Raw genomic sequence first — 22,805 nt, forward strand, 5'->3', positions numbered from 1 at the left:
TTAAAAAAACAAATTGATGCTGATTGGTTTTAAGCCGAACGCCAAGATTACTGGTTGCAGGGAGGTTCCCAGAAACCTTGTTGATGTTAATACTTTTATTAAACTAAACCTTTCAAAGCGGCTCAGCCCCCTGCAATCCAGTGAATCGCCATGTTAGACTTTTTATCGTACATTTTTAATTGCTTCAGTCAAAACAGAGGTCAAACAAAAAAAATAGGCTTGTTGTTGTTCAAGAAGCTCGAACTCATTAAACCATGCATCAGACTCCTCTGCCGTTATCTCATGTTTACCCTCTACAAAGGGACGAATCACACGAGCAGCCCAATAGCTGAAGCTGTTTCTATGGTATGAACGGTTTAGAAAGGACATTGGAGTCTGACGAAGCGGCTCCAAGCCGACATTCCGCAATTTTACTCCAAGGATGGCGGGCAGATCGAGGGTAGTGCTGTGAGTCTCCCAAGCCGTGAGAATCCGCTGCATCCGTTCCACTTGATGAGAATGCCAGACCGCAGTACGCCAGTCCGTCGACAGAATAATGCACCGCCCCCCAGGGCGTAAAACACGTTGGACCTCGAGCAAGGCTGCGTCTAACTGATCAATATATTCAAAAACCTGTATGCCATAGACTGTATCAAAGGCGCTGTTCTCGTAAGGCAGTTCGCTGGCGTCTCCTACCCGGCAATTAACCCATTCCATATCAGAGCAATGGCTTTTTGCTGTGGCGATCTGGTCAGCGCTATAGTCGATTGCGCACACGCGCCCTGTTGGGCCAACACACCGAGCCACCTCATATGCATAGAATCCTCCACCACAGCCAACCTCCAAAACCATCTCGCCAGTTTGAGGCTGCATTACATCAAGAACCATGCCTCTGCGGACTGCCTGGTCGTGGCATTGAGCCACTGAGCGCTGGATACACGCCATGTCATCAACGAATTTGAGCGAACTCATATCTTAACCTCGTACTATCAGGAAATTTTATCCTCGATATTTAAATAATAAAGGGTCTTGTGTTCACCATGATTAAGCTCAGAGTCCAGTTGAACTGACGGGCCGCGCCAAAGCACTTGAAAAAGGCGGCTGAGCTGCTCGCGGTCCCGTCCAGTGATTGGTTCTCTGTCATATATTTATCTTTTCCCCTTTTTTCCAGACAATAACAATGAATACCAGAGTCAAGACTGCAAAATAAACCAAAAACAAAGGGATCTGAAAAGGTGTATTTGAAAAGAGTGAAAATCCCATAATCGCTAAAAAGGTGTACATCAGTAGCACAACCCATCCTTGCCATGTGATTGGTAACCCCCATCCAATGCCATATTTCTTTTTAGGGAACCAGAAATTATTTTTTGAATCATTCATAGCTTATTCCTCAAGAGAACTGCCCGGGTGAGCTGCAATCTGTGATTGTCTGCTCGAACCGGATTGTGTACGTCCGGCATGGGCGTGAACTTATGGGGTGCAAGTCCCCTATACGTGAATCCTGTTAATGTATAGCATTATCAGAAGTATTAGCCGAAAACAAGGGCGGAACCGTGAGGGACCGTCCGAAGGGCTTGAGCAAGGCGAAAGGCGAGCCGCAGGCGAGAGCGACCAGCGGGAGCGGCCACATGGAGTGCAAAACTATGAGCCGACGAACAGAAACAGCATATAAGGCCTGGTCTCCGGGTAAGCCAGCACAACATGTCGAAGCCCAGGATTCAGGAGACAGGGTAAATGCTGCGGTTGTGTAGTGACAGCTCACGTTCTTATCCGGGGAGATCTGCTTTGCATGCATTGAGCATCTTTTGCAACAACTCCCGGCTCGGACCATACCGGGAAACCAAGGTCCAGGCATCACCGGCTGTTGCCGACGGTGATGAGACACGAACAATGGGCATCACCTGTAAAAGAGGTTTCATTACGCCTTTCAAGGTAACTTGTCTGGTGACAGGGCAGGGTCGAGGTACGAGACGACTGTCCGCAGGACAGCCCGCAGGGTGGGCGAAGCCCATCAACCAGCAGACGTCATAGTAGCCAAATGCCGGGAGTAATATCCCGGACATGGTGAAGGACAGAACATTCAGAGAAAAGGAGGTGTTCATGAGCTTTGTGCGTACAGTGAATCCGAATGGAGGAGTAGTGTACAGGCGCGTCATGAAAGAACCATTTTCAAATGATCAACTACTGGAACGTATTCTTTCGACAGAAAACATCCGTCAGGCTTGGAAACAGGTGCGGTCCAACAAGGGTGCTTCTGGAATCGACGGTGTAACTGTTGATCAATTTCCAGACGCCTTTCGTGAAGTATGGCCGCAGATACGTTCAGACTTGTTTGAAGGGACATATGTTCCTTCTCCTGTTCTCAGGGTGGAAATACCGAAACCGGAGGATAGTAAACGTCCGCTTGGTATTCCAATAGTGCTGGATCGAATTATCCAGCAAGCGATAGCCCAGGTCTTAGGGTTAATATTTGATCCGATGTTTTCGGAATCAAGTTGCGGCTTCAGGCCGGGAAGATCGGCCCATAATGGAGTCCGGCAGGTAAAACACTTCATAGGGCAGGGAGGCCCGCTTTCACCATTGCTCGCTAACATCCTTCTCGATGATCTCGACAAGGAACTGGAAAGACGCGGCCACCATTTTGTCCGGTATGCAGATGATTTCATTATTCTGGTGAAAAATATAAATGCCGGAAACCAGGTGATGGCAAGTATCCAAAGGTTTCTTGAACAGAAGCTTTGGCTCAAAGTCAATGAGAAGAAAAGCAAAGTAGCACCTGTGAAAGATTGTGGCTTTCTTGGTTTTGTGTTTGTAAACGGCAAAATCAGATGGAGTGATAAATCCTTTCTGGAATTTAAAAGGCGGTTACGCCTGTTTACCGGAAGGAGCTGGTTTGTCTCCATGGAGTACCGATACATAAAGTTAGCGGAATATATACGGGGCTGGATGAACTATTACGGGATATCGGAGTATTACAAACCGGTTCCCGGTATAGATGAATGGTTCCGCCGCCGGATACGGATGTGTTACTGGAAACAGTGGCGTTATACCCGTACCAAAGTCCGAAATCTTCTCAAATTGGGCACTTTCAAAAGACAGGCCATTTATACAGCACTCAGCCGAAGGGGACCATGGCATCTATCCAGAACCATGGCAGCACAGGCCGGTATGACCAACAAATGGCTATCTGAACAAGGGTTAATCTCTGTTAAAGACCAGTGGGTGAAAATTCATTACCCGGCTACGGCCCGGTAAACTTGATGAACCGCCCTATGCGGACCCGCTTGTGGGGTGGTGTGGGGGCCGAGGGATTAAAACCCCCGGCTACCCGATTAAATTCTGTATTTCACCCATAAATTCTCAGAAATACCATTTTTAAAAAGATCAGGGATATTTCCAACTTTTTTATAGCCTAAGTTTCTATAAAATTTTTGAGCCTGCTTATTAAAATCGCTTACAAGGATGAAAACTCTATCTGCTTTTTCAAATCCGATAGTTTCAAATTTATTTACAAGCGCTTCACCGATGCCTTTGTTTCTGTACCTCTTCCTGACAGCGAGTGTCGCAAGATAGGGAAATTTATCAAAACAGCCATTGTTTATGACTCCCATAAAACCAATACATTTATCATTTTTATTTGTAGCAATGTAAACCTGCTTTTTTGAAATCATTTCTTCTAAAGCTGATTCATGGGTAGGATTGTTTTTGAAATATGCGTCCCATAGATCAGAATTTTTCACGCAAAGCAGACAGTCGGGGGCTTGTCCTTTTTGTGCAATTTGGATTTTAGTATCCATTGTGTCCTGATTGAATTTAAAACTAAAAGCGTTTTATCAGTAGTCCCGCCCAAAAAGATACCGGGACTGTTAATTTTGATATACTGTCGTTGGTTCCGAACGGGTCAATCCGGCGAGCGGGATTATTGATAAAATGTTGTTGAACAATGCCGCGGATCAATTGCCAAAACATTAATTTGAGCTATGGGTTTTATATCGATTGTCTTACGACTACGCAAGGAGAAATTGTCCGTTTTTTTTGATAAAATAGTCGAAATCTTGTTTTTTATGGACCCCATGCCGCTTGTTCCGCATAAACAGGGAGGTCCGGTAAAACAGCTGCCTGATTCATGGCGCATCCCTCTGGTATGGCCTGATGCCATTATCTTTGCCACAACTTGTTTCATATCAGGGGCATCTTTACGAGGTGTTCCAGGCAGCCTTCTTTTTCGGCGGAAGAATATAGTTCCCATATTCCGGCAGCAGCTTAAACAGCCTGGCCAGACGTCCTTTGCCGCATTTAGGGCACGCTTTGATATTAATGCCCGTAAGTCTTTGCATCATAGCTTCCAGGGATTCGATATCAGGTTGGGTAAATTCCTGACTATTATCCTGTATCAGCTCCCGAATGAGTTTGATGTTGTTTTTTTTGTATCGGGGAGACAGAAAACCAAAATGCCGGATTTTTTTAAACCCTCTGGGTAATACATGGAGCAGGAACCTTCGGATGAATTCCGTTGCATCAAGCGTCATTTCTTTGATGGCGTTATTTTGTGCTCGGTCTTTCCAGGTAAAAACAACTTTTCCATTTTCAAAAGATTTGATGCGGTAATTTGAGATGGCCACTTTGTGCGTGTACCGCCCGAGATACTCAAGGACTTTTTCAGGCCCGGAGCAGGGCGATTTTGCATGGCCGGACCACTTCTTTTTGCCAATGGTCTTTATCAGACGCTTGAATCCGGTGGGTGTCCCATGTATTTCCGTCTTGCCGGGGAACTTGAGAACACCCTCATTATATAATTGTCTGAGGCCTTTAATGTAAATGCCTTTGAACGCCTTGACCATCGACTGTGTCCTGAAAAGGAAGTTTTTCTTGGACGGGGTCCAGGTTTTTTTTCCTTCTGACAGCACCCCTCCGGGCACAAGGCAGTGCAGATGAAAATGATCCAGCATGGTTTGGGACCAGGTATGAAGCACACCTATGAACCCGGCCTGACCCTGAAGCCTCCACTGGGGATCACTGGTGAATATTTTGATCACCTGACTGACCGAAGAAAACAGCAGGTTCAGCAAAGATCTCATATTGGTGACGTGAAGATATTTGGCGGTTGTTCTTATGGAGCTATGACCCATCAGGCGTTTGATTTCAATGGTACTCGTCCCGTGTTCCAGAAGATGCGTGGCAAAGCAATGCCGGTTATGGGGAGCTCCCCATAAAAGGCACAGTTTTGCCAGCCACCTGCTGGCTGCCAACCAGGACATCCGCACCATTCAGGAACTGCTGGGGCACAGCAGTGTCAGGACCACCATGATCTATACCCACACCATTGCATCCAAAACCGTGAAAGAGGCCAGAAGTCCGCTGGATCTATAGTTTTCCATGGGGTGTTGCAGGCATTAATGGCTGGCTGGTTTTGTGGGTTTTGGGGATCGATGACGTCATCCCGGGTGAGATTGGACATGGTGAAGAATGGCATCAGAAACAGAGTGATGGTATGAAGAAAAACACAGCTCCGCTCTGTCGGTTACAGGCGGCGCCGGCCGACCGGAAGTAAACACTGTTTTCCTGTATAGTAAAAGGGATTTGAAAATGCAACAGGAAAACCCCGATGATGAGCCCTGTGACCGTGCCGGGTTCCTGGCCCGGGCCTGAGACGGGGCAGGGCCTGCTTTGAAATTTTCGATGTGTGACAATTCGATCGGCTGCATGGCTGGCAAAGCAGGGTTGTTTTTTTTATTGTTTCAAAAAAGTCTTTTTGATCTGCTGCTGCAACGCGGTCAGTTTGGGGCTGATCTCCACGGGATAGGGCGGGTCTGCCGGATGAATGTCTGCAATGGGTTCCGGCAGCCGGGCGGTTTGTATTTCAGCATCATTTTGGATGGCGTTCAGGTCCGGGAATCCGGCCGGCAGGCGCTGTCCGTTTTGCATCACTCGTTCCAGCAAAGGATTTCCGGGCAGATTTTCGTCCATGCATCCGATGACATCTTTGACAAACCGGCCGGTTTGTTCTGTGCGAAACACCTGTTTGGCTCCGGGAAAAACCGGCTTGCCGCTGGACAGTTTCAGTTTTCCTTCCCCCCCATATTCACACAGTTTATATACGATATCCACGCAGGGCACATCCAGGGATACGCCCATGTGGGTACCCACGCCAAAGCCATTGATGGGTGCGCCGGCTTCAATCAAATCGGCGATTCGGTACTCGTCCAGGTTGCCGCTGGCAAAGATCTCCACCTGGTGAAGACCGGCGCCATCCAGGGTCTGACGGACTTTTCGGGACAGGGTCAACAGGTCCCCGGAATCCAGGCGCACCCCTTTGACCCTGAAATCATCTCCCAGGGTGTCTGCCAGTTCAATGACTTTTTGAATGCCGGCCAGGGTGTCATAGGTATCCACCAGGAGCACGGTTTCCGGAAAGCTGGATACAAAGGCCTTGAACGCGTCTGTTTCATTATCATGGGCCTGGATATAGCTGTGGGCCATGGTACCGGTCACGGGCAGATCGTACAGTTTTCCGGCCAGGACATTGGAAGTGGCGGTCACCCCGGCGATATGAAACGCCCGGGCCGCTTTAAGGGCCGCATCCGTGCCGTGCATCCGCCGGGCACCGAAATCCACCACGGTCCGCCCTTGGGCTGCGGTCACCACCCGCCATGCCTTGGATGCCAGCAGGGTCTGCAAGTGGATCTGGTTCATGACAAAGGTCTCGATGATCTGGGCCTGGGGCAGGGGGGCCGTGATTTCCAGAATGGGCTCATTGGCAAATACGGGGGTGCCTTCGGGCACGGCCCGGACACTGCCCGTGAACCGGAAATGGCCCAGCCACTCAAGAAAAGAATCGGAAAACTGCCCCAGGGAGCGCAGATAATCCAGGCTGTCCCTGGTGAATGTCAGGTTTTCCAGATATGCCAGCACCGTGTCCAGCCCGCAGGCCATAAGAAAGTTCCGTTCCCGGGGCAGTCGGCGCACAAACAGGCTGAATACCGCTTCCTGATTCATGTTTTCATGAAAATAGGCCTGGAGCATGGTGAGTTCATACAGGTCCGTGAACAATGCCGCGTCATTGGGCCCGGGCATTACAGCCGATTTTTTGAATCCGGAATGTGAGGTGTTTTTTTGCATTAGTGATCCTTTTCAATCTGATAATGGGCCAGCTTGTCATACAGGGTCCGCCGGCCGATACCCAGAAACAGGGCTGCCTTGGACCGGTTTCCTTCAGCCAGGCGCAGAGCCCGGCGAATGGCTGTTTTTTCCGCTTCTTCCACGGTTTTTTTCAACAACAATGGTTCACCGGGTTCATCACAGTCTTTCCGAATATCTGGCGCCAGGATTTGGGGGTCCATGCCGCCGGCACCCAGACATTCTGAATCAATGACCGGGCCGTCCGATAAAAGAACAGCCCGTTCAATCACGTTTTTCAGTTCACGGATATTGCCTTTCCAGGGCAGATTCATAATGGTTTGAAGCACTGCCGGGCTCAGCTGGGTCACCTGTTTGTTGTGGCGCTGGTTGAACTCCCGGACAAACTGGGCCACAAACTGCAGTAAATCTTCTCTTCGTTCCCGCAGAGGCGGCAGGTACAGTGGAATCAAAGACAGGCGGTAGAACAGATCCTCCCTGAACCCGCCGGTTTTGACTTCCTGTTTCAGGTCCCGGTTGGTGGCGGAGATGAACCGCACATCAATATGAATGATCTGATTGCCCCCCACGGGTCGGATCTCTTTTTCCTGGATGGCCCGCAGCAGCTTGACCTGGGTCGGGGGCGGCAGTTCACCGATCTCATCCAGAAATACCGTGCCGCTGCACGCTTCTTCCAGCAGCCCCCGTTTGGCCCGGATGGCACCGGTGAACGCACCCTTGACATGACCGAACAGTTCGCTTTCCAGCAGACCCGGCATGATGGCCCCGCAGTCGATGGTGACAAACGGCCCTTCCCCCCGGCGGCTTAAGGCATGGATATGCCTTGCAAACATGGTTTTGCCCGTGCCGGTCTCTCCCTGGATCAAAACAGGGGTGTCGGAATCAGCGATTTTTTCGATGATGCTGACAATCTTGTTCATCTGCCGGGTTTTGCCGATGATGAACAGGTTGTTTTCCATATCCGTTTTTTCTGCGAGTTTGGAGATGCGGCGGTTCAACATGCCGAATTCCAGCGCCCGCTGCACGGTTATTTCCAGTTCCCGGCGCTGGAACGGCTTGGTGACATAATGAAATGCGCCTATTTTAATGGCTTCCACAGCACTTTCAATGGTCCCGGCACCAGTAATGATGATAAAGGGCAGATCTTTGTCAATGGCCCGGGTTTTTTTCAGCAGTTCCATGCCGCTCATCTTTTCCAGCACCAGGTCGGATATCACCAGGTCATACTCGGTTTCCGATACGGCGGTCCAGGCCTCTTCTCCGCTGGCTACGGCAGTGACGGTGTAGCCTTTTCTCTGAAAAAACCGTTTCAGAAACAGCAGCATTTCCGGCTCATCTTCAACGATCAGTAAACGCATGATTTTCCTTTTTGGTTGTTTTTCGTGAAGTCGAAGGCAGTGTCACCGTCAAGGCCGCACCCCCCAGACGGCTGTCATGCACACAAATGGTACCGCCGTGCTGGGCCGCGATCCGCTGGGCCACGAACAGTCCCAGGCCCACACCTTGCGTCTTTCCCCGGGTGAAAAACGGATCAAAAATTTGAGTGCGCAGCTCTTTTGGGACACCTTTGCCGCTGTCTTCGATCTTGATGCAGTGCCGGTCTGACACTGTGTCTGTGACCGTTGTGCCGCTCACCCGAAGCGTTCCTTCGCCGCTCATGCTTTCCACGGCGTTTAACAAAAGATTGATGAACATCTGCTGCAACTGGTTTTCATCTCCCCATACCCAGTGGATTTCCAGGGTCAGATCCTGAATCACAGTGATTTTTTTCAGCCGGGGTTTTAAAAAATACAGACATGCTTCCAGGGTTCTGGCGGCATCAATGTGCGTTTTTCCCGCGGTCTCCGAAGATGCCTGGTCCAGAATGGCCCGGGTGATGCTGCCGGCCCGGATGGCATTGCGCCGGATGGCATTAAGGCTTTCTTCCACTTCACTGCCGGTGAGCTCACCACTGATCAAATCTTCGGTATGTGCCAGAATAATACCGATGGGATTGTTCACCTCATGGGCCACGCCGGCGGCCATCTTGCCGATGGTAGCCAGCCGTTCGGATGCGATCAGTTCCTGTTCCATGCGTTTGCGCCGGGTCAGGTCCCGGGCGAAACAGCAGGCCAGTTGCGGAGGGGTGTTTGTGGATTTAAGTGTGGCCGCCAGAAATTCCACCATGATCTCTTTTTGGGTTTTGTTCCTGAGCCGGATTTCAAGGGTGGCCATTTTATCGGAAAACAGATGTTTGATAAACGGCGTAAATCTTTCAGCATCTTCAGGGTTCACCAGTTGTTTCATGCTATACCCGATCAATTCTTTTTCCGGAATATTGAGCCATTCCGCCGCACTGGTGTTGGCCATCCGGATTTTTCCGGCCCGGTCGATCAGAAAGACCATGTCCGGCGAGGATTCAATCAACTGCCGGTATCGTTCCTCAGATATTTTCAATTCCCGGGTGATCTGAATCACTTTCCGCTTCAAGGAGATATGCCAGATAAAAAAGAAAATCACAAGCCCGGCTGCCAGAGACAGGCTCCCCACCAGCACGGGGGCGAACTGTTCCCACAGAAAAGCAGCATAGCTTTTGCCCAGCCATTTATCCCGCACCTGGTCCAGCTGCCCGGTTTTAATGGCCTGGCCCAGGGCCTGATTCAGTCCGGATTTCAATATTTGGTTTTCGTTGGAAATCATGAGAGTGAAAGGAAACCGCCCCATCTGCACCCCGGCCTGACGGATGTTCTGAAGCCCGTATCTGCCGATGAGATACGTGGCCATATCATCGGAATAATCCATGAATTCTTTGGCCAGTCCGGCATTGACCATCATCAGTGCTTCTTTGACCGACCGTGCCTGAATGAAATCCTGGGAACCATCCGGCATCCCGGTTGTCAGATGGGGCTGGCCCTGGACAATAACTGTTTTCGTCGGCTGGATGCCGGCCCGGGCTCCCGGACCATCCGGATAATAGACAAACACATGGCGTTTCACATAAATAATGATTTCCATGGTGTGGGTTTGTCGGCGCCGGGTTAAATCCGGGGCAACACCGATCACCAGGTCGATATCCCCTTCTGTGAGGGCGAAAAGCAGGTCTTCGGGCCGTCCCACCAGATAGTGGGGCGTCACGGACAGGTGGGTGCACAAAATCTGCATCACATCCACGCTGTATCCCCGCACTTCCTTTTCGCCTTCATCCTGGTAGGAGAATGGGGGAAACCCCGTGGGCACACCGATCTTCAGATGCGGTTCTCCGAACACCGGACCCGGCCGGCACAGAATCAGAACCAGGCACAAAATCAGAACCCCGGCGGATACCCCGGCATGATACGGGCATGGCCATTTGTCCGGTGTTTCATTCAAAGAAGCTTTGGGGGATGCATTTGGTATGCGGTGGTCCGCATCCGGGGCTGTTGTGTGCGGATGACCGCACAGGTTTGTTGGTGTCTGTTTGCTCCAGATCATTTTAAAACCTGTGTCACACCCCGGTTTATGTTTGTTTCGTCGTCCTGGCATAAATATTGATATTATCCTTTGCAATGGGCGCACCGGCCCGGTTCTGAAATGAATATCAGGGCGAGGGGCAGGTGTCAAACAGATCCACAATTGGTAACATCAAAATTCAAGGAGGTAGAAAAATGAAGGGACTGTTTAGAAAAACCTTGTGTGTCCTGGCCGGCGCCGTGCTGTTGCTGGGCAGTGTCAGTGTCCAGGCAAACGAAACTCCGGAAAAGGTCACCGTGATTTACGGAGGGTCTTCCTGGCTGGGGCATTATCCGGCATGGGTGGGCATTGAAAAAGGATTGTTCCAGAAACACGGCCTGGGCGTGTTGTTTCAGAATTTTTATGCCTCTTCCGGACGAATGGGCTCTCTGGTGGCAGGGGATCTGGATGTGGCCTCCACAGGCAGCATTTCAGCCATTGCATTGATGGCTGCCGGATCCAAAGGATTCATGGCCTTTGCCACGCCGGACTCCTATGCCACGGTGGAAGGGATCATTGCCAATGAAAACATCAAAACCATTGCGGATCTCAAAGGAAAACGCATTGCCGCCCCATTTGCCTCCAGTGCCCATGTGCTGGTGCTGGATATCCTGGAACAGCACGGGCTGGATCCTGAAAAAGATCTGACCCTGCTGAACCTGAAAGTCAATGAAATGCCTGCGGCCATGGGCTCCGGTGAAATCGATGCCTGTGCGGCCTGGACCCCGCATTTCAACAAACTGCTCAACATGCCCGGCAATCATCTGCTGGTGGATGATACTGAATTCAGTCTGTACAAAAAATATAAACTCGGCCCCGGACCCGATCTTCTGGTGGTGAGAAAAGAGTTTGCACAAAAATACCCCAACACCTGCAAAGCGTTTGTCAAAGGATATTTCGAAGCTGTGGACATGCTCATCAATGATCCGGAAGAAAGCGCCAAGGTGCTGGTGAAACTCACCAACTTAAGTATGGAAGACCAGATGACCGTGCTTCAGGATATTTCCTGGATTCCGGGCCAAGAGCAGCGGGCGCTGATGGTGGATCCCGGCGATTTTGTCACCGGCATGCAGCAGCTGGCTGAATTTCTGGTAAAGCACAAACAGATCGACAATGCCCCGGCGGTTAATGAATGGATCGAAGAATCCATGGTCCCTTAAACCGTTTTTCGTCCTGAAAAAAAAGGGCCTGTCTGCCTTACACCGGCAGGTCCTTTCCTCCAAAATCTAACAACCCAAATTTTTCCGGAGAGTTTTCATGGAAATCAACACCCCGTCCAAATCTCTGGCCGTCAGCATTGCATCCCTGGTGATATTCATCACAACCTGGGAATTGATCTGCCGGCTGGGATTCATCGAACCCCTGTTTCTGCCGGCCCCTTCCCAGATCCTGTCCCGGGCCGTTAAAATGATCGAGAACGGTCAGCTGATCTCCCATACCCTGGCTTCCACCCGCCGGGTCATGGTGGGATTTTTTGTCTCCAGCATGGTGGCCATTCCTTTCGGCATTTTTCTGGGGTCTTCCCGATTTTTCATGGCCGTGTTCGATCCGATCATTTCCCTTTTGCGGCCCCTGCCTTCCATGAGCTGGATTCCCTTGTCTCTGCTGTGGCTGGGGATCACGGAAACCCAGAAATACTCCATCGTGTTCATGGGGTCGTTTGCCCCGTCACTGCTGTATATCATCGAGGCTACCAAAAGCATTGATCCCTTGTTGATCCGGGCTGCCAGAAATCTGGGGGCTTCCAAACTGGATGTAATGAAAGAGGTGATTCTGCCCGGATCTTTGCCCCAGATCATTGCCGGGCTCAAGGTGATGCTGGGGATTGCCTGGACCTGTATCATATCCGCCGAGCTGGTGGCGGCCAGAGAAGGCTTAGGCTTCATGATCATGAACGGCAAGGAGTATTTTCAGACCGATACCGTGCTGCTGGGCATGGTGATGATCAGTATTACCGTGATGGTGATCGATGTGGTGTTCCGAAAATTTGAAAGGAGACTCCTGCCATGGACCCGCTAACCCCGGATACCAAAATTGCCGTTCAAAATGTCACCAAAATTTTTCAAAGCAAACAAGGGAAAAAACAGGGCCAGGAAGTCGTGGCCCTTAAAGATTTGTCCCTGGAAGTCAAAGATGGTGAATTTCTGGTGATCGTAGGGGCATCGGGCTGTGGCAAGACCACGTTGCTCAACCTGGTGGCCGGGTTTGATAAATCCACGGACGGACAGATCCTGCTGGACGGCAAACCCGTGACCGGCATCACTCCGGAATGCGGTATGATTTTTCAGCAATATGCCCTGTTTCCCTGGAAAACCGTGCAGGAGAACGTGGAATTCGGCATGAAAATGAAGCGCATGCCCCGCAAGGACCGTAAAGCGCGGGGGGACCGGTTCATTGATATCGTGGGACTCAAGGGATTTGAAAGAAGTTATCCCCACCATCTGTCCGGAGGTATGAAACAGCGGGTATCCATTGCCCGGAGCCTGGCCAACGACCCCAAGGTGATGCTGCTGGACGAGCCGTTTGCAGCTCTGGATGCCATGACCCGCCAGGTACTCCAGGAGCAGCTGGTGCGTATCTATGAAAAACATCGCAAAACCATTATTTTCATCACCCACTCCATTGACGAAGCATTGCTGCTGTCTTCCCGGATTATGGTAATGACGGCCCGACCCGGCCGGATCGCCCAGGAGATCATCAATGATCTGCCTTATCCGCGCAACGCGGAAGTTCAGCTGTCCAGCCGCTACATGGAGCTCAAACGCATGATCTGGGACAGTGTCCAGGCCGAGGTGATGAAAAGCATGGAAGTGGAAGCGGATTAAACCGGGCTCCCGGCAGAGGCTTCCGGCATCATTTTATTATGGCTTCCCCGGGTATCGAAGATTATCTGATGACCACTTCCACCCGCCGGTTTTGGGGTTCATCAACGTCATCCGGAGTTTTGACAAGCAGGTTCCCCTCACCATGGGAGGTGACCTTGATATGATCCGGGACAGCGCCGTTGGCAACCAGAATATCAAACATGGTTTTTGCCCGTTCCAAAGAGAGCCCGTAATTGTATTCTTTGCTGCCCACCGTGTCGGTATGACCCGATATGACAATATCATCTGACCGTCGCGCCAGGATGGTCTGGATGATTTGAGGCAAAAGTGCTTCAGATTCCTTGGTCAGCAGATTTGAACCCGGCAGAAAATAAAGAATAAATTTTTCCGGGGGCATGGGTCTGGCATCCAGTGCATCTGAAAAAACGGCACGGATCTTACTTTGGCTCAGTATTGCGGGGGTGGCGGGAGCCGTTGTTTCATTTTTGATATCCACTGCCTGATTGGCCTGATCCAGGGTCTGGGTTCCGGCCTGGTTTGATACTTCGAGTTTTCCGACATGTCCGTCCGGATCCGGAATCAAAACCACGGTGCTTTTGGTCCCGCAGGCACAGATTGTCAGAAAAAAAACACAACAGATGAGTATAAAAAGTTTATGGTTCATTGGTCCACCTTTACAAGAAACTGGGTCCCGCGAATACCAATGGTTGCATCCGGGGTATGAAATTTGACTGCACCAGGGGCCTGTTGTCCGATAATGCCGGAAAGATAGGAAGCGGTGCCCTGAAACATGTCAATGATCATGGAAAACAGGCCGTTTTCAGGTGCAAACACATAATCATTGATATTGATTTCAGTGTCAGGGCCTAAGGATAACACGGTATTGTCTTCAAAAATGATACCTGCGGTACTGTTTGTCAAAGTTTGCAGCCCGTCCCCGGAATACAGCCGATCACCGATATGTAAGGATGTTTGTGTCGTGTCCCGGACGACAAACACATCGCCTTTGATTGTTTTTATGGTTCCGATGGACACAGGATCCGCTTTTGCCGGGCCGGTTAACAGTAATGCCATGATCAAACACAAGATAGGTATTCTCATGTGACAGTCCTTAATTTTTTACTGCGGTTGAGAGTTGAGTTGCCGGGTGTTGTGTCTTTTGTTGTTCTTTTTATCCTTCCGGCTGATATTTTACAAGCAGTTCCGGGAAAAGCGTTAAAAATAATACCGCACCCAGATTTCCGGCCGGAACCGGTCCGGTTTTTCTCCGAATTCGGTTTGGGCATCACCGATAGGCACACCGATCCGGCCGTTGATCTCCAGGTTGGTGACCGGAGTCCAGGTCAGGCCGGGCTGAAGATTGAGACTGTGATCGTGCAGATTGACCACGGCAGAGACCCAGGTGGTCAGATACAGGATTTCCAGGGGTTCTTTTTGTGAAATCTTGGCATACAAATAATCTTTGCCCGGATTGCGCTGACGATCCGGAGACGGCAGAAAGATCCGGGAATCATCATAACCGGCCCCGTTGTGATAGTATTCAGCAATGAATGTGGTGTCATGGGCATTCAGATACCGCAGACCCAAAAGGCCGGAGACCTGATTTTCCGTGGTCTGGGAAACAGTGCTGTCCGCCGTGTAGTCAGTGGTTGGTGCATCTTTTTGAAACGCCAGTTCCCCATGGACGGCCAGGTTTTCCGCCAGATTTTTCGCAAAATCAAGCCCCAGGCTCAACGGATGGTCCGGCCCGTTGAAAAAAATAAAATCAATGTCTGTATCATGCCAGAGCAGATACAGCTTCAAAGCGGTGTTCACATCCCCGTGCTGTCCGAAGTCCGTGTTGAACCAATCGTCAGCCACGGGCAGCACCAGGGCCGTGATGCCGAAATTGTTCAGGGCTCCATGTGTAACGCTTTTGATGAAATCGATTCCTGCCAGGGTCCGGCCTTCCAGGTTTAAAGACGGATCATCCGGATCCTTGGGCCGGTTGAGGAATCCGGCCGGGTTCCAGGCATAGCCCGTGCCCCAAAGTACCGGTTTTTTGCCGGCATCCAGGGTTATGTTGGGGGCAGGGGACCATGACAGATACGCCTCATAGATATCATTGTCCCATGTGTCCTGCTCAAAGGTGCGGGTATAGGCATGGCGGGTCAGGACCCGTGCCTGGAATGATGATCTGCGCCAGGCCGCCGAAAGTTCCGCAGCGGCCTGGCCGTCATGGGTATTGGCACCCGGATCGGTTCCGGCATACAGGCGCCCGTATCCGGTGGTCTGGTCATCCAGCCGGTGCCAGGTATACCGGGCCGTGATTCTCCCCCCGAATGACCAGGCGGCTGGTTCTGCTTCAGGGATGGCAAAATCATATTCCGATGCCCCGGCCGGGAAGGGCGGCAGTCCCCACAGCATCAGGCAGATGATCAGAACAGACACCCGCCTTGAAAGTTTCGGGCAAAGATTTGAAAATCCGCCGGACAGATCCTGGGTCATCGCCTGGTTTACCGCAGGTCCTTGACCCGGGACAGGTAGTTCAGGGTGAACACCTCATCGGGCAGATCCCGCTTTTTCAGATTGGCTGAAACCATGATGGATTTGTAACCCTGGTACAGCGGGCTGTCCGTTTCCATGACCGCGGGTCTGACCACCCCGTCGCCGATATCCTTGATTTCCTTGAAATGAAGCGTCTTGATGAGCATGCCTGTGGCGGCATAGCACTCGATTCTGGTGGGCACAAGTTCCTGTTTAAGTACCCACATTTTGAGCCGGTCATAGGCCACGGCCCCGGTTTTGGCCTTGAGATCCAGCAGATGCTGCCCCTGATCCTCGGCCAGGTCGGCCACATCATATTCCACATGATAATCCAGGCGCATGATATCCGCATTGTTGAACACCCCGCCCACCACGGACTGCATGCTGGTGATGCGGATGGGTTTGCCCACGTTGGGGATGTACAGCCACATGTTGTCTCCTAAACGCAATGTGGCCCGGCCTTCTTCACTGGCCGGAGAGATGAACAATGTCACAATCTTGTCCATGTCTTTTTTCAGAAACCAGAGCACAAACTCTTTTTTTTTGCCGTCCGGTTCAATGTTGATGATTTTGCGGTACATTTCCAGGTTTCCGGGCTGCAGGTTGTGGTCCACCTGTTCCAGAATCTGTGCGCCCGTGAGTGTTTCCTGGGCTGAAACCAATATTGGACTTGCCGAAATCAGCATCGCACACACCATCCATGACAACACAAAAGGCATCACCCATTTTCCGGCGCGGCGCAAAGCGGATTGAAAATATGTCATAACATCCTCATTTTTTATAATGGTTTGATTTGAACTCACACATGGCGCAGGGCATCCACGGGTTCCAGGGCCGCGGCCTTGGCTGCGGGCTGCAAACTGGCAAGCACGGACACCAGCAGCACGATGAGGCAGGCGGAGATCACTTCGCCCGGGGTCACGGACGGGGCCAGCTCAAATACCTGGTTGGCCCCGCCGAACGCCACTTCCACGCCGGTCAGGTTCAGGATCCACAGCACCCCGGTTCCCAGGACCGCACCCGCCAGCGCACCCGTGAGGCCTAAGCAGAACCCTTCCGCCACAAACAAGGCCATGATCCGGAACGGCTGGGTACCCATGGCAGCCAGGGTACCGATTTCTCTGACCCGTTCATACACGCTCATGATCATGACATTGAGCACGCTGATCAGCACCACGGCAATCAGAATGATCTTGATGCCCAGGGTCATGAGATCGATCATGCGCACCACATTGTAAAACGGGGTGAGCTGCTGCCAGGTATGCACCTCGAACAAGGGCTGGCCCTTGGGCGTGGTCATGGGGGCCAGGGCCTGGTTCACCCGGTCCGCCACGGTTGCCAGGGTGTCAAAACCCGTGACCCGCACGGCCACCTCGCTGATTTCCGGGGTATCCATGCGCAAAAGCCCCGCCGCATCGTCCAGGTGCAGGTATCCGTCCCGGCCGCCCGGGCCCATCAGGCTTTCCACCACGCCGGCCACCACAAAGGTCATGCCGTTCACGGAGCCATCCTTGTTGTTGGCCACCAGCACCACGGTGTCCCCCGCGCCGATTCCCATGCCTTTGGCCAGAATTTCAGGCAAAAGCACCTGGCCGGGAGTCAGCAGCACATCAGGGTTCAGGGGGTTTTTTATCCGGGACGGCAGCAGAGGCACGGCCGTCAGTTCTTTTTTGGGGTCAATGCCGTTGAGGCGCACATTGGTGGTCTGGGCAAAATTGCTGAGCATGGCCCCGAATTTGATGCGGGGAGAAAATCCGTCCACCCCCGGTGTCTGGTTCAGAATATCCGTCAGTTTGTGAAACGGCTTTTCCGGGATCATCCGGTCCAGGGGCAGATTGTCAATGCTGGCCATATACCCTTTTTTGTGCACCTGGAGATGACTGAGCACAGAATCGGTGATCTGGCCCACGATCGCCCGTTTGAATGATCCGCTCAGGCCTGTGAAAACGATCACCGCCATGACGCCCACGGCAATGAGCAGCCCGGTGAGCAGGGTGCGGCGCTTGTACCGCAGCAGGTTTCTGATGGCTAAAGACATGACCTTGATCATATGTCACCTCCCAAGGGGTCAACCATATTTTCAGACGCATCTTTCAGGCGGCCGTCCTCCATGTGAAAAAACGCCTCAGCCTGGTCCATGATCCGGGGGTCATGGGTGGAAAAGATGAATGTGATGCCGAATTCATCCCGCATGCGTTTCATCAGATCGATCACCTTCTGGGCAGTGGCCCCGTCCAGGTTGGCTGTGGGTTCATCCGCCAGCACCAGGGCCGGATTGCCCACCAGGGCCCTGGCAATGGCCACCCGCTGTTTCTGTCCCCCGGACAGCTGGGCCGGATATTTGCCGGCCTGGTCTGCCATACCCACGGCAGCCAGCACTTTTTCCACGGCCGGGCCGCGGTGGGATTTGGGTAAGTCCTGGATCATGAGCAACGGATATTCCACGTTTTCATGCACCGTGAGCACGGGCAGCAGATTGAAATCCTGGAACACAAACCCTAAGTGTTTTCCTCTGAACGCCGCACTCTGACGCCGGTTCATGTTGCCGGTGGCCTGTCCGGCCACGGTCACGGTTCCTTTGGAAGGCTGATCCAGGCATCCGATCAGGTTCAACGCCGTGGTCTTGCCGCTGCCGGACGGTCCCACAAACGCGGTGAACATCCCTTTGGGGATCTTCAGACTGACATCTCCCAACGCCGTGACCGTGGTTTCACCGGTCCGGTAGGTTTTGGAAACGGTTTCAAATGTAACGATGTTCATAAAGGACCCTTGGTTTCAGTTATTAGATGAGATCGCTGTCGAGCTGGTTCCGTGCCATTTTCCACGGATTGTTTTTCCTTTGAGTCTTTAATCAGGTTGTTGAATCAGTATAATACTTGAATACAGGGGGATCAAGCTCAATAATGGGCAGCTTGATAGCGGCCTGTTTTTGTGTTTGACAAGATTTCCTTCAAGGTTCAGACTGGCGGGAAAAAAGACCATGACAACTTCACAGACAAAAAAAATGATCCCCCAGCCGCCGGACGGCAAATTCACGCACCCGGTGGTGCTGGTGGGGTGTCTGTGTGCAGCCGAGGTGGCCGGTATGCTGGGGGTGTTTGCCTTTCCGGCACTGCTGCCGCATTTTATGCAGATCTGGGAGTTGTCCGGCAATCAGGCCGGGTGGATCAACGGCATCTATTTTATCGGATATACCGGAGCCGTGCCCGTGCTCACCAGCCTCACGGACCGGATGGACGCCCGGCGGATCTACCTGGCCGGATGTGTCATCGGCATCATTTCCAATTTCGGGTTTGCATTTCTGGCCGGCGGGTTCTGGACGGCCCTTCTCTTCCGCGCGCTGTGCGGTATTTCCCTGGCCGGTACCTTCATCCCCGGGCTCAAGGCCCTCATGGACCGGGTGGCCCCGTCTGCCCAGCCCCGGAGCATCGCGTTTTACACGGCCTGCTTCGGCCTGGGCATGAGCGCATCGTTTTTTGTTGCCGGCCAGGTGTTTGAAACATGGGGGTGGGAAACCGCGTTTGTTGCGGCTGCCGCCGGGTCCGGCCTGGCCCTGGTGCTGGCAGGGGTCATCCTTGCACCGGTTTTGCCATCCGCGCCTGACTTCATGATCAAACGCCATATCCTGGATTTCCGCCCGGTGTGGCAGAACCGCAATGCAAGGGCCTATATCCTGGCCTATATGTGCCACACCTGGGAAATGTTTGCGGCCCGGGCCTGGCTGGTGGCGTTCATGGCGTTCAATCTGTCGTTACATCCGGGATCTGAAAGTTATCTGATCCCCACCACGGTGATGGCTGTGGCCGGGATCGCCGGCATGCTGGCCAGCATTGCCGGGGCCGAACTGGCCGTGCGGTTTCCCAGAAAAACCATGGTGATCCTGATCATGGGGGTGTCCGGCCTGATATCTGTGACCATCGGGTTCTGGGCCGGGCTGGATCCGGCCTGGGTGGCAATGCTGTGCATTGTGTACACCATTTTTTTCCAGGGAGATTCTGCTGCCATCCACGCCGGGGTGATTACTTCGGCCCGGCCGGACCTGCGTGGGGCCACCATGGCCCTTCAGTCTTTGGGCGGATTCGGGGCCGCGGCTTTAGGCACCATTGCGGCCGGGTGGGTCCTGGATCTGTCCGGCGGGGGGCATACGATTTTTTCCTGGGGCGTCACCTTTGCTTCCATGGGTGTGGCATCGGTCACAGGGGTGATCCTGGTGGCACGGATTGCCGATTAAATCAGACTGTCCGACAATCCCGGGCCCCCTAACTGGCAGTTATCCGTGGTTTTGCCCATATCCGATAACACATCCGCTACCAGATTTCGGATGCCTTTCAGTGCTTTTTCCGGTGTATCGGCCAGCCAACTCAAGCTGGGAAATTCAACACACATCCCAGGTCCGGATGCCCCATTGAAGTGCCTTGAACCGGTCAAAATCATCGGCTTTTACCAACGCCTGTGACCAGACCAATTGGATATTGTTGATGTGTGATATCAGAAATTATGCGAGCATTTTTCTAATTGTTTCCCTCAGTTTTGGAAGATGGTTTTCACAGATATCAATCGTTTGCCGATCTTTGGCATAAGAACCAAAAATCCCGATATGAATGACACCAAAATTTTCCTTAAAAAAAGGTTTTTCAGCCTTTATCAAACTTATTATTTCATTTCTGGAAAGAGTGTTATTCATTTGCTGGTTTAAATCCTGTCGGTAATTCATACTCACAAACATTTTTAATTTTCAAACACACTGATATTATCAGGTTTATGATTGCATGGATATGGAAAATTTCTGGTATTGGATAATTTACTATTGAGCGAGCACAATTGATAACGCCAAGGGTAACCTGCCTCCGCCACTGAACTTGATACAGAGAACGTTGCTCCCGGCGGTCAGGTTGACCCGTTTGTTTTGTTATTTCACGATTTCTTTTTTGTACTCAAACAACTTGAACGCATTATTTGGATCTGGCTGAAATTCACCAATCTTTGTATAACCAAATTTTTCATAAAAGTGGTGGTTTCGATAGGCTTTATATGGTGTTGCAAGTGTCCAAGCTTTTGCGCTGCTATATTGTTTTTCAATTAACTCCACTGTCATGGAGCCAATTCGCTTGTTTTGATATTTTTCAGAAATGAAAAAGTACTTTATTTCTATCAGTTCATTATATGATGGGATGATGCAAATGCCACCAGCAAGCTCATCATTGTATTGAATTTTATAATAATGGCCTTTTTCAATTTCTGATTGATGCCAAGCTAACGACTCAATTCCCGGAGGATAAGAGCCGTACTGCTCATAATCACCAGTAAAAGCCTCAACGCTGATTGATTTCAGCATTTCTGCATCCTCAATTTTTGCCAAAGAGAGTGTAATCGTCAATTTTATTCCCTGCTGTTTAAACCGTTAATTCATATGACATATCGCACATAACCCCCAAATCACCGGCGGCAAAAGCTGTAAAGCGAAGTGCGGGGCAGCTTTTGGCCGTCTGAATGCATTTGCATTGTTATACCCGTTTTTGTAGAGTTTCTATTGCGCCCCCCAACCTCTTAATTCCTGTCTCTGTAGTCTGTTTATCTGTACATGAAAAATTCAGTCGGAAAGTATTCTCGCCATTGTTGTTAATATAGAATGGATTGCCTGGAACGAAGACCACCTTTTCTTTTACTGAAATTTCAAATAAATCCATTGCTGAAATATCAGCTGGAAGAGTGACCCAAAGGAACATTCCTCCTTCTGGTTTAGTATATGCAACGCATGCTGGAAAATACTTTTCCATACTTTCCAGCATGCTTTGGCACTGCTCTCCATATTTTTGAGCAACTTTTTCTATATGTCTTTGGATGTCATTTTTTTGTAAGTATTGATAGATAATATACTGTGTGAAGTGACATGTATGCAGATCAGAAGCCTGTTTTGCCACTAACAGCTTTTGCAGAATATTATCAGGAGCAACTATCCAACCAATACGAAAACCTGGCACCACTATTTTTGAGAACGAGCCAAGTAAAATAACCTTTTCTGGCAGATAATGCTTGAAAGATAGCTGAGGTTCTCCTGAAAACCGCAAATCTCCATAGGGATTATCCTCAATGAGGAATGTAGTTTTGTCTTGGATTATGCTGGCAATTTCTTGTCTATTTTCATTACTGTATGTGATACCTGAAGGATTTTGAAAATTTGGAACCGAGTAAACTAATTTAGGGCTGTTGTTGGTAAATACTTTCTGTAACCCATCTATGTTCATTCCCTGCTCAGAAACCTTTACAGGCAAAAACGTGGGTTTATACAGCGAAAATGCCTGAATAGCACCTAAATAACCCGGCTCTTCGAGAACTACAACGTCTCCATCGTTAAGTAAAACTTTTCCTAAAAGATCAAGCCCTTGCTGAGCGCCATTTGTAATAAGAATATTTTCCGGAGAGACACTAAGTCCTTTTTTCTGATAGTTCTCTGCAATATTCTCGCGTAGCTTCAGGTAGCCTTCTGAGTTGCTATATTGAAAAATATCCCTTCCATATATACTAAATACTTCACTCGTTGCATTTGTAAGCTCTTGAACGGGGAATAAATCCCTGTTTGGCAGGCCACCAGCGAATGAAATCACTTCTGGATCTAATGCCACCTTTAGGATTTCCCTGATAAATGATCGAGGGACATCAGTTATCCTATCTGCAAATATATCATTCATGTTATTGCCTTTTTTTAGGTATAACGCCTTTTTCAGGGGCCGGGCGGCAAGTACCGAAAACGACCGCTGAAAAAAATTGTTTGTATTTGTTTTATCCTTTATAAAACCGTGCAGTAAGCCCGGTCCCACTGCAAAAAAAATGTTCAAGTAAGCCGCTCCGCGGCAGATAAAGCCTTGCCAT

General features: G+C 50.8%; 23 protein-coding genes. 6 read left to right on the plus strand and 17 right to left on the minus strand.

Annotation, left to right across the window (positions count from 1 at the left end; all coding sequences use genetic code 11):
• Positions 1 to 162 precede the first annotated feature (162 nt).
• Positions 163 to 951 (minus strand): methyltransferase domain-containing protein, encoded by a 789-nt coding sequence (locus tag K365_RS0108820; protein ID WP_024334292.1) that lies wholly within the window; start codon positions 949 to 951, stop codon positions 163 to 165.
• Between the two features lie 168 nt (positions 952 to 1,119).
• The gene (locus tag K365_RS0108830; RefSeq protein WP_024334293.1) at positions 1,120 to 1,359 is read right to left on the minus strand and encodes a hypothetical protein; all 240 of its coding nucleotides are present in this window, start codon (positions 1,357 to 1,359) and stop codon (positions 1,120 to 1,122) included.
• Positions 1,360 to 2,079: 720 nt separating this feature from the next.
• Here K365_RS0108830 and K365_RS0108835 point away from each other — a divergent pair.
• The gene (locus K365_RS0108835) at positions 2,080 to 3,234 is read left to right on the plus strand and encodes a reverse transcriptase domain-containing protein (RefSeq protein WP_024334294.1); all 1,155 of its coding nucleotides are present in this window, start codon (positions 2,080 to 2,082) and stop codon (positions 3,232 to 3,234) included.
• A 77-nt stretch (positions 3,235 to 3,311) separates the two neighbouring features.
• On the opposite strand, the gene K365_RS0108840 is transcribed toward K365_RS0108835, so the two are convergent.
• Both K365_RS0108840 and K365_RS0108850 read right to left on the minus strand, forming a co-directional pair.
• On the minus strand, positions 3,312 to 3,776 hold the full coding sequence (locus K365_RS0108840; protein WP_024334295.1) for a GNAT family N-acetyltransferase: 465 nt from the start codon (positions 3,774 to 3,776) through the stop codon (positions 3,312 to 3,314).
• Between the two features lie 399 nt (positions 3,777 to 4,175).
• Positions 4,176 to 5,228, minus strand: a complete 1,053-nt coding sequence (locus K365_RS0108850; RefSeq protein WP_169432938.1) for an IS91 family transposase — start codon at positions 5,226 to 5,228, stop codon at positions 4,176 to 4,178.
• Between K365_RS0108850 and K365_RS28670 the strand changes: the two genes are divergently transcribed.
• Positions 5,125 to 5,349, plus strand: a complete 225-nt coding sequence (locus K365_RS28670) for a tyrosine-type recombinase/integrase (RefSeq protein ID WP_024334297.1) — start codon at positions 5,125 to 5,127, stop codon at positions 5,347 to 5,349. The two genes, K365_RS0108850 and K365_RS28670, sit on opposite strands and share 104 nt — an antisense overlap.
• 360 nt (positions 5,350 to 5,709) lie before the next feature.
• On the opposite strand, the gene K365_RS0108860 is transcribed toward K365_RS28670, so the two are convergent.
• From K365_RS0108860 to K365_RS0108870, 3 genes are read right to left on the minus strand one after another with little or no spacing between them, the layout of a single operon-like run.
• On the minus strand, positions 5,710 to 7,098 hold the full coding sequence (locus tag K365_RS0108860; RefSeq protein ID WP_024334298.1) for a nicotinate phosphoribosyltransferase: 1,389 nt from the start codon (positions 7,096 to 7,098) through the stop codon (positions 5,710 to 5,712).
• On the minus strand, positions 7,098 to 8,474 hold the full coding sequence (locus K365_RS0108865; RefSeq protein WP_029725091.1) for a sigma-54-dependent transcriptional regulator: 1,377 nt from the start codon (positions 8,472 to 8,474) through the stop codon (positions 7,098 to 7,100). The genes K365_RS0108860 and K365_RS0108865 overlap by 1 nt, the downstream gene beginning before the upstream one ends.
• Positions 8,455 to 10,566 (minus strand): ATP-binding protein, encoded by a 2,112-nt coding sequence (locus tag K365_RS0108870; RefSeq protein ID WP_024334300.1) that lies wholly within the window; start codon positions 10,564 to 10,566, stop codon positions 8,455 to 8,457. Before K365_RS0108870 ends, K365_RS0108865 begins: the two co-directional genes overlap by 20 nt.
• Before the next feature lie 173 nt (positions 10,567 to 10,739).
• Here K365_RS0108870 and K365_RS0108875 point away from each other — a divergent pair, with 173 nt between their 5' ends.
• The 3 genes from K365_RS0108875 (at position 10,740) to K365_RS0108885 (ending at position 13,409) form a co-directional block, all read left to right on the plus strand.
• Positions 10,740 to 11,744, plus strand: a complete 1,005-nt coding sequence (locus tag K365_RS0108875) for an ABC transporter substrate-binding protein (RefSeq protein ID WP_024334301.1) — start codon at positions 10,740 to 10,742, stop codon at positions 11,742 to 11,744.
• Between the two features lie 97 nt (positions 11,745 to 11,841).
• The gene (locus K365_RS0108880; protein WP_024334302.1) at positions 11,842 to 12,603 is read left to right on the plus strand and encodes an ABC transporter permease; all 762 of its coding nucleotides are present in this window, start codon (positions 11,842 to 11,844) and stop codon (positions 12,601 to 12,603) included.
• Positions 12,591 to 13,409, plus strand: coding sequence for an ABC transporter ATP-binding protein (locus K365_RS0108885; RefSeq protein WP_024334303.1), 819 nt, complete (start codon positions 12,591 to 12,593; stop codon positions 13,407 to 13,409). Before K365_RS0108880 ends, K365_RS0108885 begins: the two co-directional genes overlap by 13 nt.
• Positions 13,410 to 13,470: 61 nt before the next feature.
• On the opposite strand, the gene K365_RS0108890 is transcribed toward K365_RS0108885, so the two are convergent.
• The 6 genes from K365_RS0108890 to K365_RS0108915 all read right to left on the minus strand — a co-directional run bounded on the left by K365_RS0108890 (position 13,471) and on the right by K365_RS0108915 (position 18,695).
• The gene (locus K365_RS0108890; RefSeq protein ID WP_024334304.1) at positions 13,471 to 14,073 is read right to left on the minus strand and encodes an OmpA family protein; all 603 of its coding nucleotides are present in this window, start codon (positions 14,071 to 14,073) and stop codon (positions 13,471 to 13,473) included.
• Positions 14,070 to 14,483, minus strand: a complete 414-nt coding sequence (locus K365_RS0108895; protein WP_024334305.1) for a FecR family protein — start codon at positions 14,481 to 14,483, stop codon at positions 14,070 to 14,072. The genes K365_RS0108890 and K365_RS0108895 overlap by 4 nt, the downstream gene beginning before the upstream one ends.
• A 141-nt stretch (positions 14,484 to 14,624) precedes the next feature.
• Positions 14,625 to 15,896 carry a hypothetical protein gene (locus K365_RS0108900; RefSeq protein WP_024334306.1) on the minus strand — a complete coding sequence of 424 codons (1,272 nt, stop codon included), beginning with the start codon at positions 15,894 to 15,896 and terminating at the stop codon, positions 14,625 to 14,627.
• A gap of 8 nt (positions 15,897 to 15,904) precedes the next feature.
• Complete coding sequence (locus K365_RS0108905; protein ID WP_084489792.1) at positions 15,905 to 16,699, minus strand: outer membrane lipoprotein-sorting protein; 795 nt, start codon at positions 16,697 to 16,699, stop codon at positions 15,905 to 15,907.
• A gap of 35 nt (positions 16,700 to 16,734) precedes the next feature.
• Complete coding sequence (locus K365_RS0108910) at positions 16,735 to 17,985, minus strand: ABC transporter permease (RefSeq protein ID WP_024334308.1); 1,251 nt, start codon at positions 17,983 to 17,985, stop codon at positions 16,735 to 16,737.
• Positions 17,982 to 18,695, minus strand: a complete 714-nt coding sequence (locus tag K365_RS0108915; RefSeq protein ID WP_024334309.1) for an ABC transporter ATP-binding protein — start codon at positions 18,693 to 18,695, stop codon at positions 17,982 to 17,984. Before K365_RS0108915 ends, K365_RS0108910 begins: the two co-directional genes overlap by 4 nt.
• A 220-nt stretch (positions 18,696 to 18,915) precedes the next feature.
• On the opposite strand from K365_RS0108915, the gene K365_RS0108920 reads away from it, so the two are divergent.
• Complete coding sequence (locus tag K365_RS0108920) at positions 18,916 to 20,166, plus strand: MFS transporter (RefSeq protein WP_245569153.1); 1,251 nt, start codon at positions 18,916 to 18,918, stop codon at positions 20,164 to 20,166.
• On the opposite strand, the gene K365_RS28675 is transcribed toward K365_RS0108920, so the two are convergent.
• The 4 genes from K365_RS28675 to K365_RS0108940 all read right to left on the minus strand — a co-directional run bounded on the left by K365_RS28675 (position 20,163) and on the right by K365_RS0108940 (position 22,771).
• Positions 20,163 to 20,321 (minus strand): hypothetical protein, encoded by a 159-nt coding sequence (locus K365_RS28675; RefSeq protein ID WP_169432909.1) that lies wholly within the window; start codon positions 20,319 to 20,321, stop codon positions 20,163 to 20,165. The two genes, K365_RS0108920 and K365_RS28675, sit on opposite strands and share 4 nt — an antisense overlap.
• Before the next feature lie 109 nt (positions 20,322 to 20,430).
• Positions 20,431 to 20,619: a nucleotidyltransferase family protein gene (locus tag K365_RS0108930; RefSeq protein ID WP_024334311.1), complete on the minus strand. Its 189-nt coding sequence runs from the start codon at positions 20,617 to 20,619 to the stop codon at positions 20,431 to 20,433.
• A 225-nt stretch (positions 20,620 to 20,844) separates the two neighbouring features.
• Positions 20,845 to 21,312: a GNAT family N-acetyltransferase gene (locus K365_RS0108935; RefSeq protein WP_024334312.1), complete on the minus strand. Its 468-nt coding sequence runs from the start codon at positions 21,310 to 21,312 to the stop codon at positions 20,845 to 20,847.
• A gap of 127 nt (positions 21,313 to 21,439) precedes the next feature.
• On the minus strand, positions 21,440 to 22,771 hold the full coding sequence (locus K365_RS0108940) for an aminotransferase-like domain-containing protein (protein WP_245569154.1): 1,332 nt from the start codon (positions 22,769 to 22,771) through the stop codon (positions 21,440 to 21,442).
• Between the last annotated feature and the right edge of the window lie 34 nt (positions 22,772 to 22,805).

This window comes from Desulfotignum balticum DSM 7044 (assembly GCF_000421285.1).
In the GTDB taxonomy this organism is placed as follows: domain Bacteria; phylum Desulfobacterota; class Desulfobacteria; order Desulfobacterales; family Desulfobacteraceae; genus Desulfotignum; species Desulfotignum balticum.

Coding starts and splice junctions, on each gene's coding strand:
- K365_RS0108820 (WP_024334292.1), bottom strand. CDS start 951: ATGAGTTCGCTCAAATTCGTTGATGACATGGCGTGTATCCAGCGCTCA.
- K365_RS0108830 (WP_024334293.1), bottom strand. CDS start 1,359: ATGAATGATTCAAAAAATAATTTCTGGTTCCCTAAAAAGAAATATGGC.
- K365_RS0108835 (WP_024334294.1), top strand. CDS start 2,080: ATGAGCTTTGTGCGTACAGTGAATCCGAATGGAGGAGTAGTGTACAGG.
- K365_RS0108840 (WP_024334295.1), bottom strand. CDS start 3,776: ATGGATACTAAAATCCAAATTGCACAAAAAGGACAAGCCCCCGACTGT.
- K365_RS28670 (WP_024334297.1), top strand. CDS start 5,125: ATGGTACTCGTCCCGTGTTCCAGAAGATGCGTGGCAAAGCAATGCCGG.
- K365_RS0108860 (WP_024334298.1), bottom strand. CDS start 7,098: ATGCAAAAAAACACCTCACATTCCGGATTCAAAAAATCGGCTGTAATG.
- K365_RS0108865 (WP_029725091.1), bottom strand. CDS start 8,474: ATGCGTTTACTGATCGTTGAAGATGAGCCGGAAATGCTGCTGTTTCTG.
- K365_RS0108870 (WP_024334300.1), bottom strand. CDS start 10,566: ATGATCTGGAGCAAACAGACACCAACAAACCTGTGCGGTCATCCGCAC.
- K365_RS0108875 (WP_024334301.1), top strand. CDS start 10,740: ATGAAGGGACTGTTTAGAAAAACCTTGTGTGTCCTGGCCGGCGCCGTG.
- K365_RS0108880 (WP_024334302.1), top strand. CDS start 11,842: ATGGAAATCAACACCCCGTCCAAATCTCTGGCCGTCAGCATTGCATCC.
- K365_RS0108885 (WP_024334303.1), top strand. CDS start 12,591: ATGGACCCGCTAACCCCGGATACCAAAATTGCCGTTCAAAATGTCACC.
- K365_RS0108890 (WP_024334304.1), bottom strand. CDS start 14,073: ATGAACCATAAACTTTTTATACTCATCTGTTGTGTTTTTTTTCTGACA.
- K365_RS0108895 (WP_024334305.1), bottom strand. CDS start 14,483: ATGGCATTACTGTTAACCGGCCCGGCAAAAGCGGATCCTGTGTCCATC.
- K365_RS0108900 (WP_024334306.1), bottom strand. CDS start 15,896: ATGACCCAGGATCTGTCCGGCGGATTTTCAAATCTTTGCCCGAAACTT.
- K365_RS0108905 (WP_084489792.1), bottom strand. CDS start 16,699: ATGACATATTTTCAATCCGCTTTGCGCCGCGCCGGAAAATGGGTGATG.
- K365_RS0108910 (WP_024334308.1), bottom strand. CDS start 17,985: ATGATCAAGGTCATGTCTTTAGCCATCAGAAACCTGCTGCGGTACAAG.
- K365_RS0108915 (WP_024334309.1), bottom strand. CDS start 18,695: ATGAACATCGTTACATTTGAAACCGTTTCCAAAACCTACCGGACCGGT.
- K365_RS0108920 (WP_245569153.1), top strand. CDS start 18,916: ATGACAACTTCACAGACAAAAAAAATGATCCCCCAGCCGCCGGACGGC.
- K365_RS28675 (WP_169432909.1), bottom strand. CDS start 20,321: ATGTGTGTTGAATTTCCCAGCTTGAGTTGGCTGGCCGATACACCGGAA.
- K365_RS0108930 (WP_024334311.1), bottom strand. CDS start 20,619: ATGAATAACACTCTTTCCAGAAATGAAATAATAAGTTTGATAAAGGCT.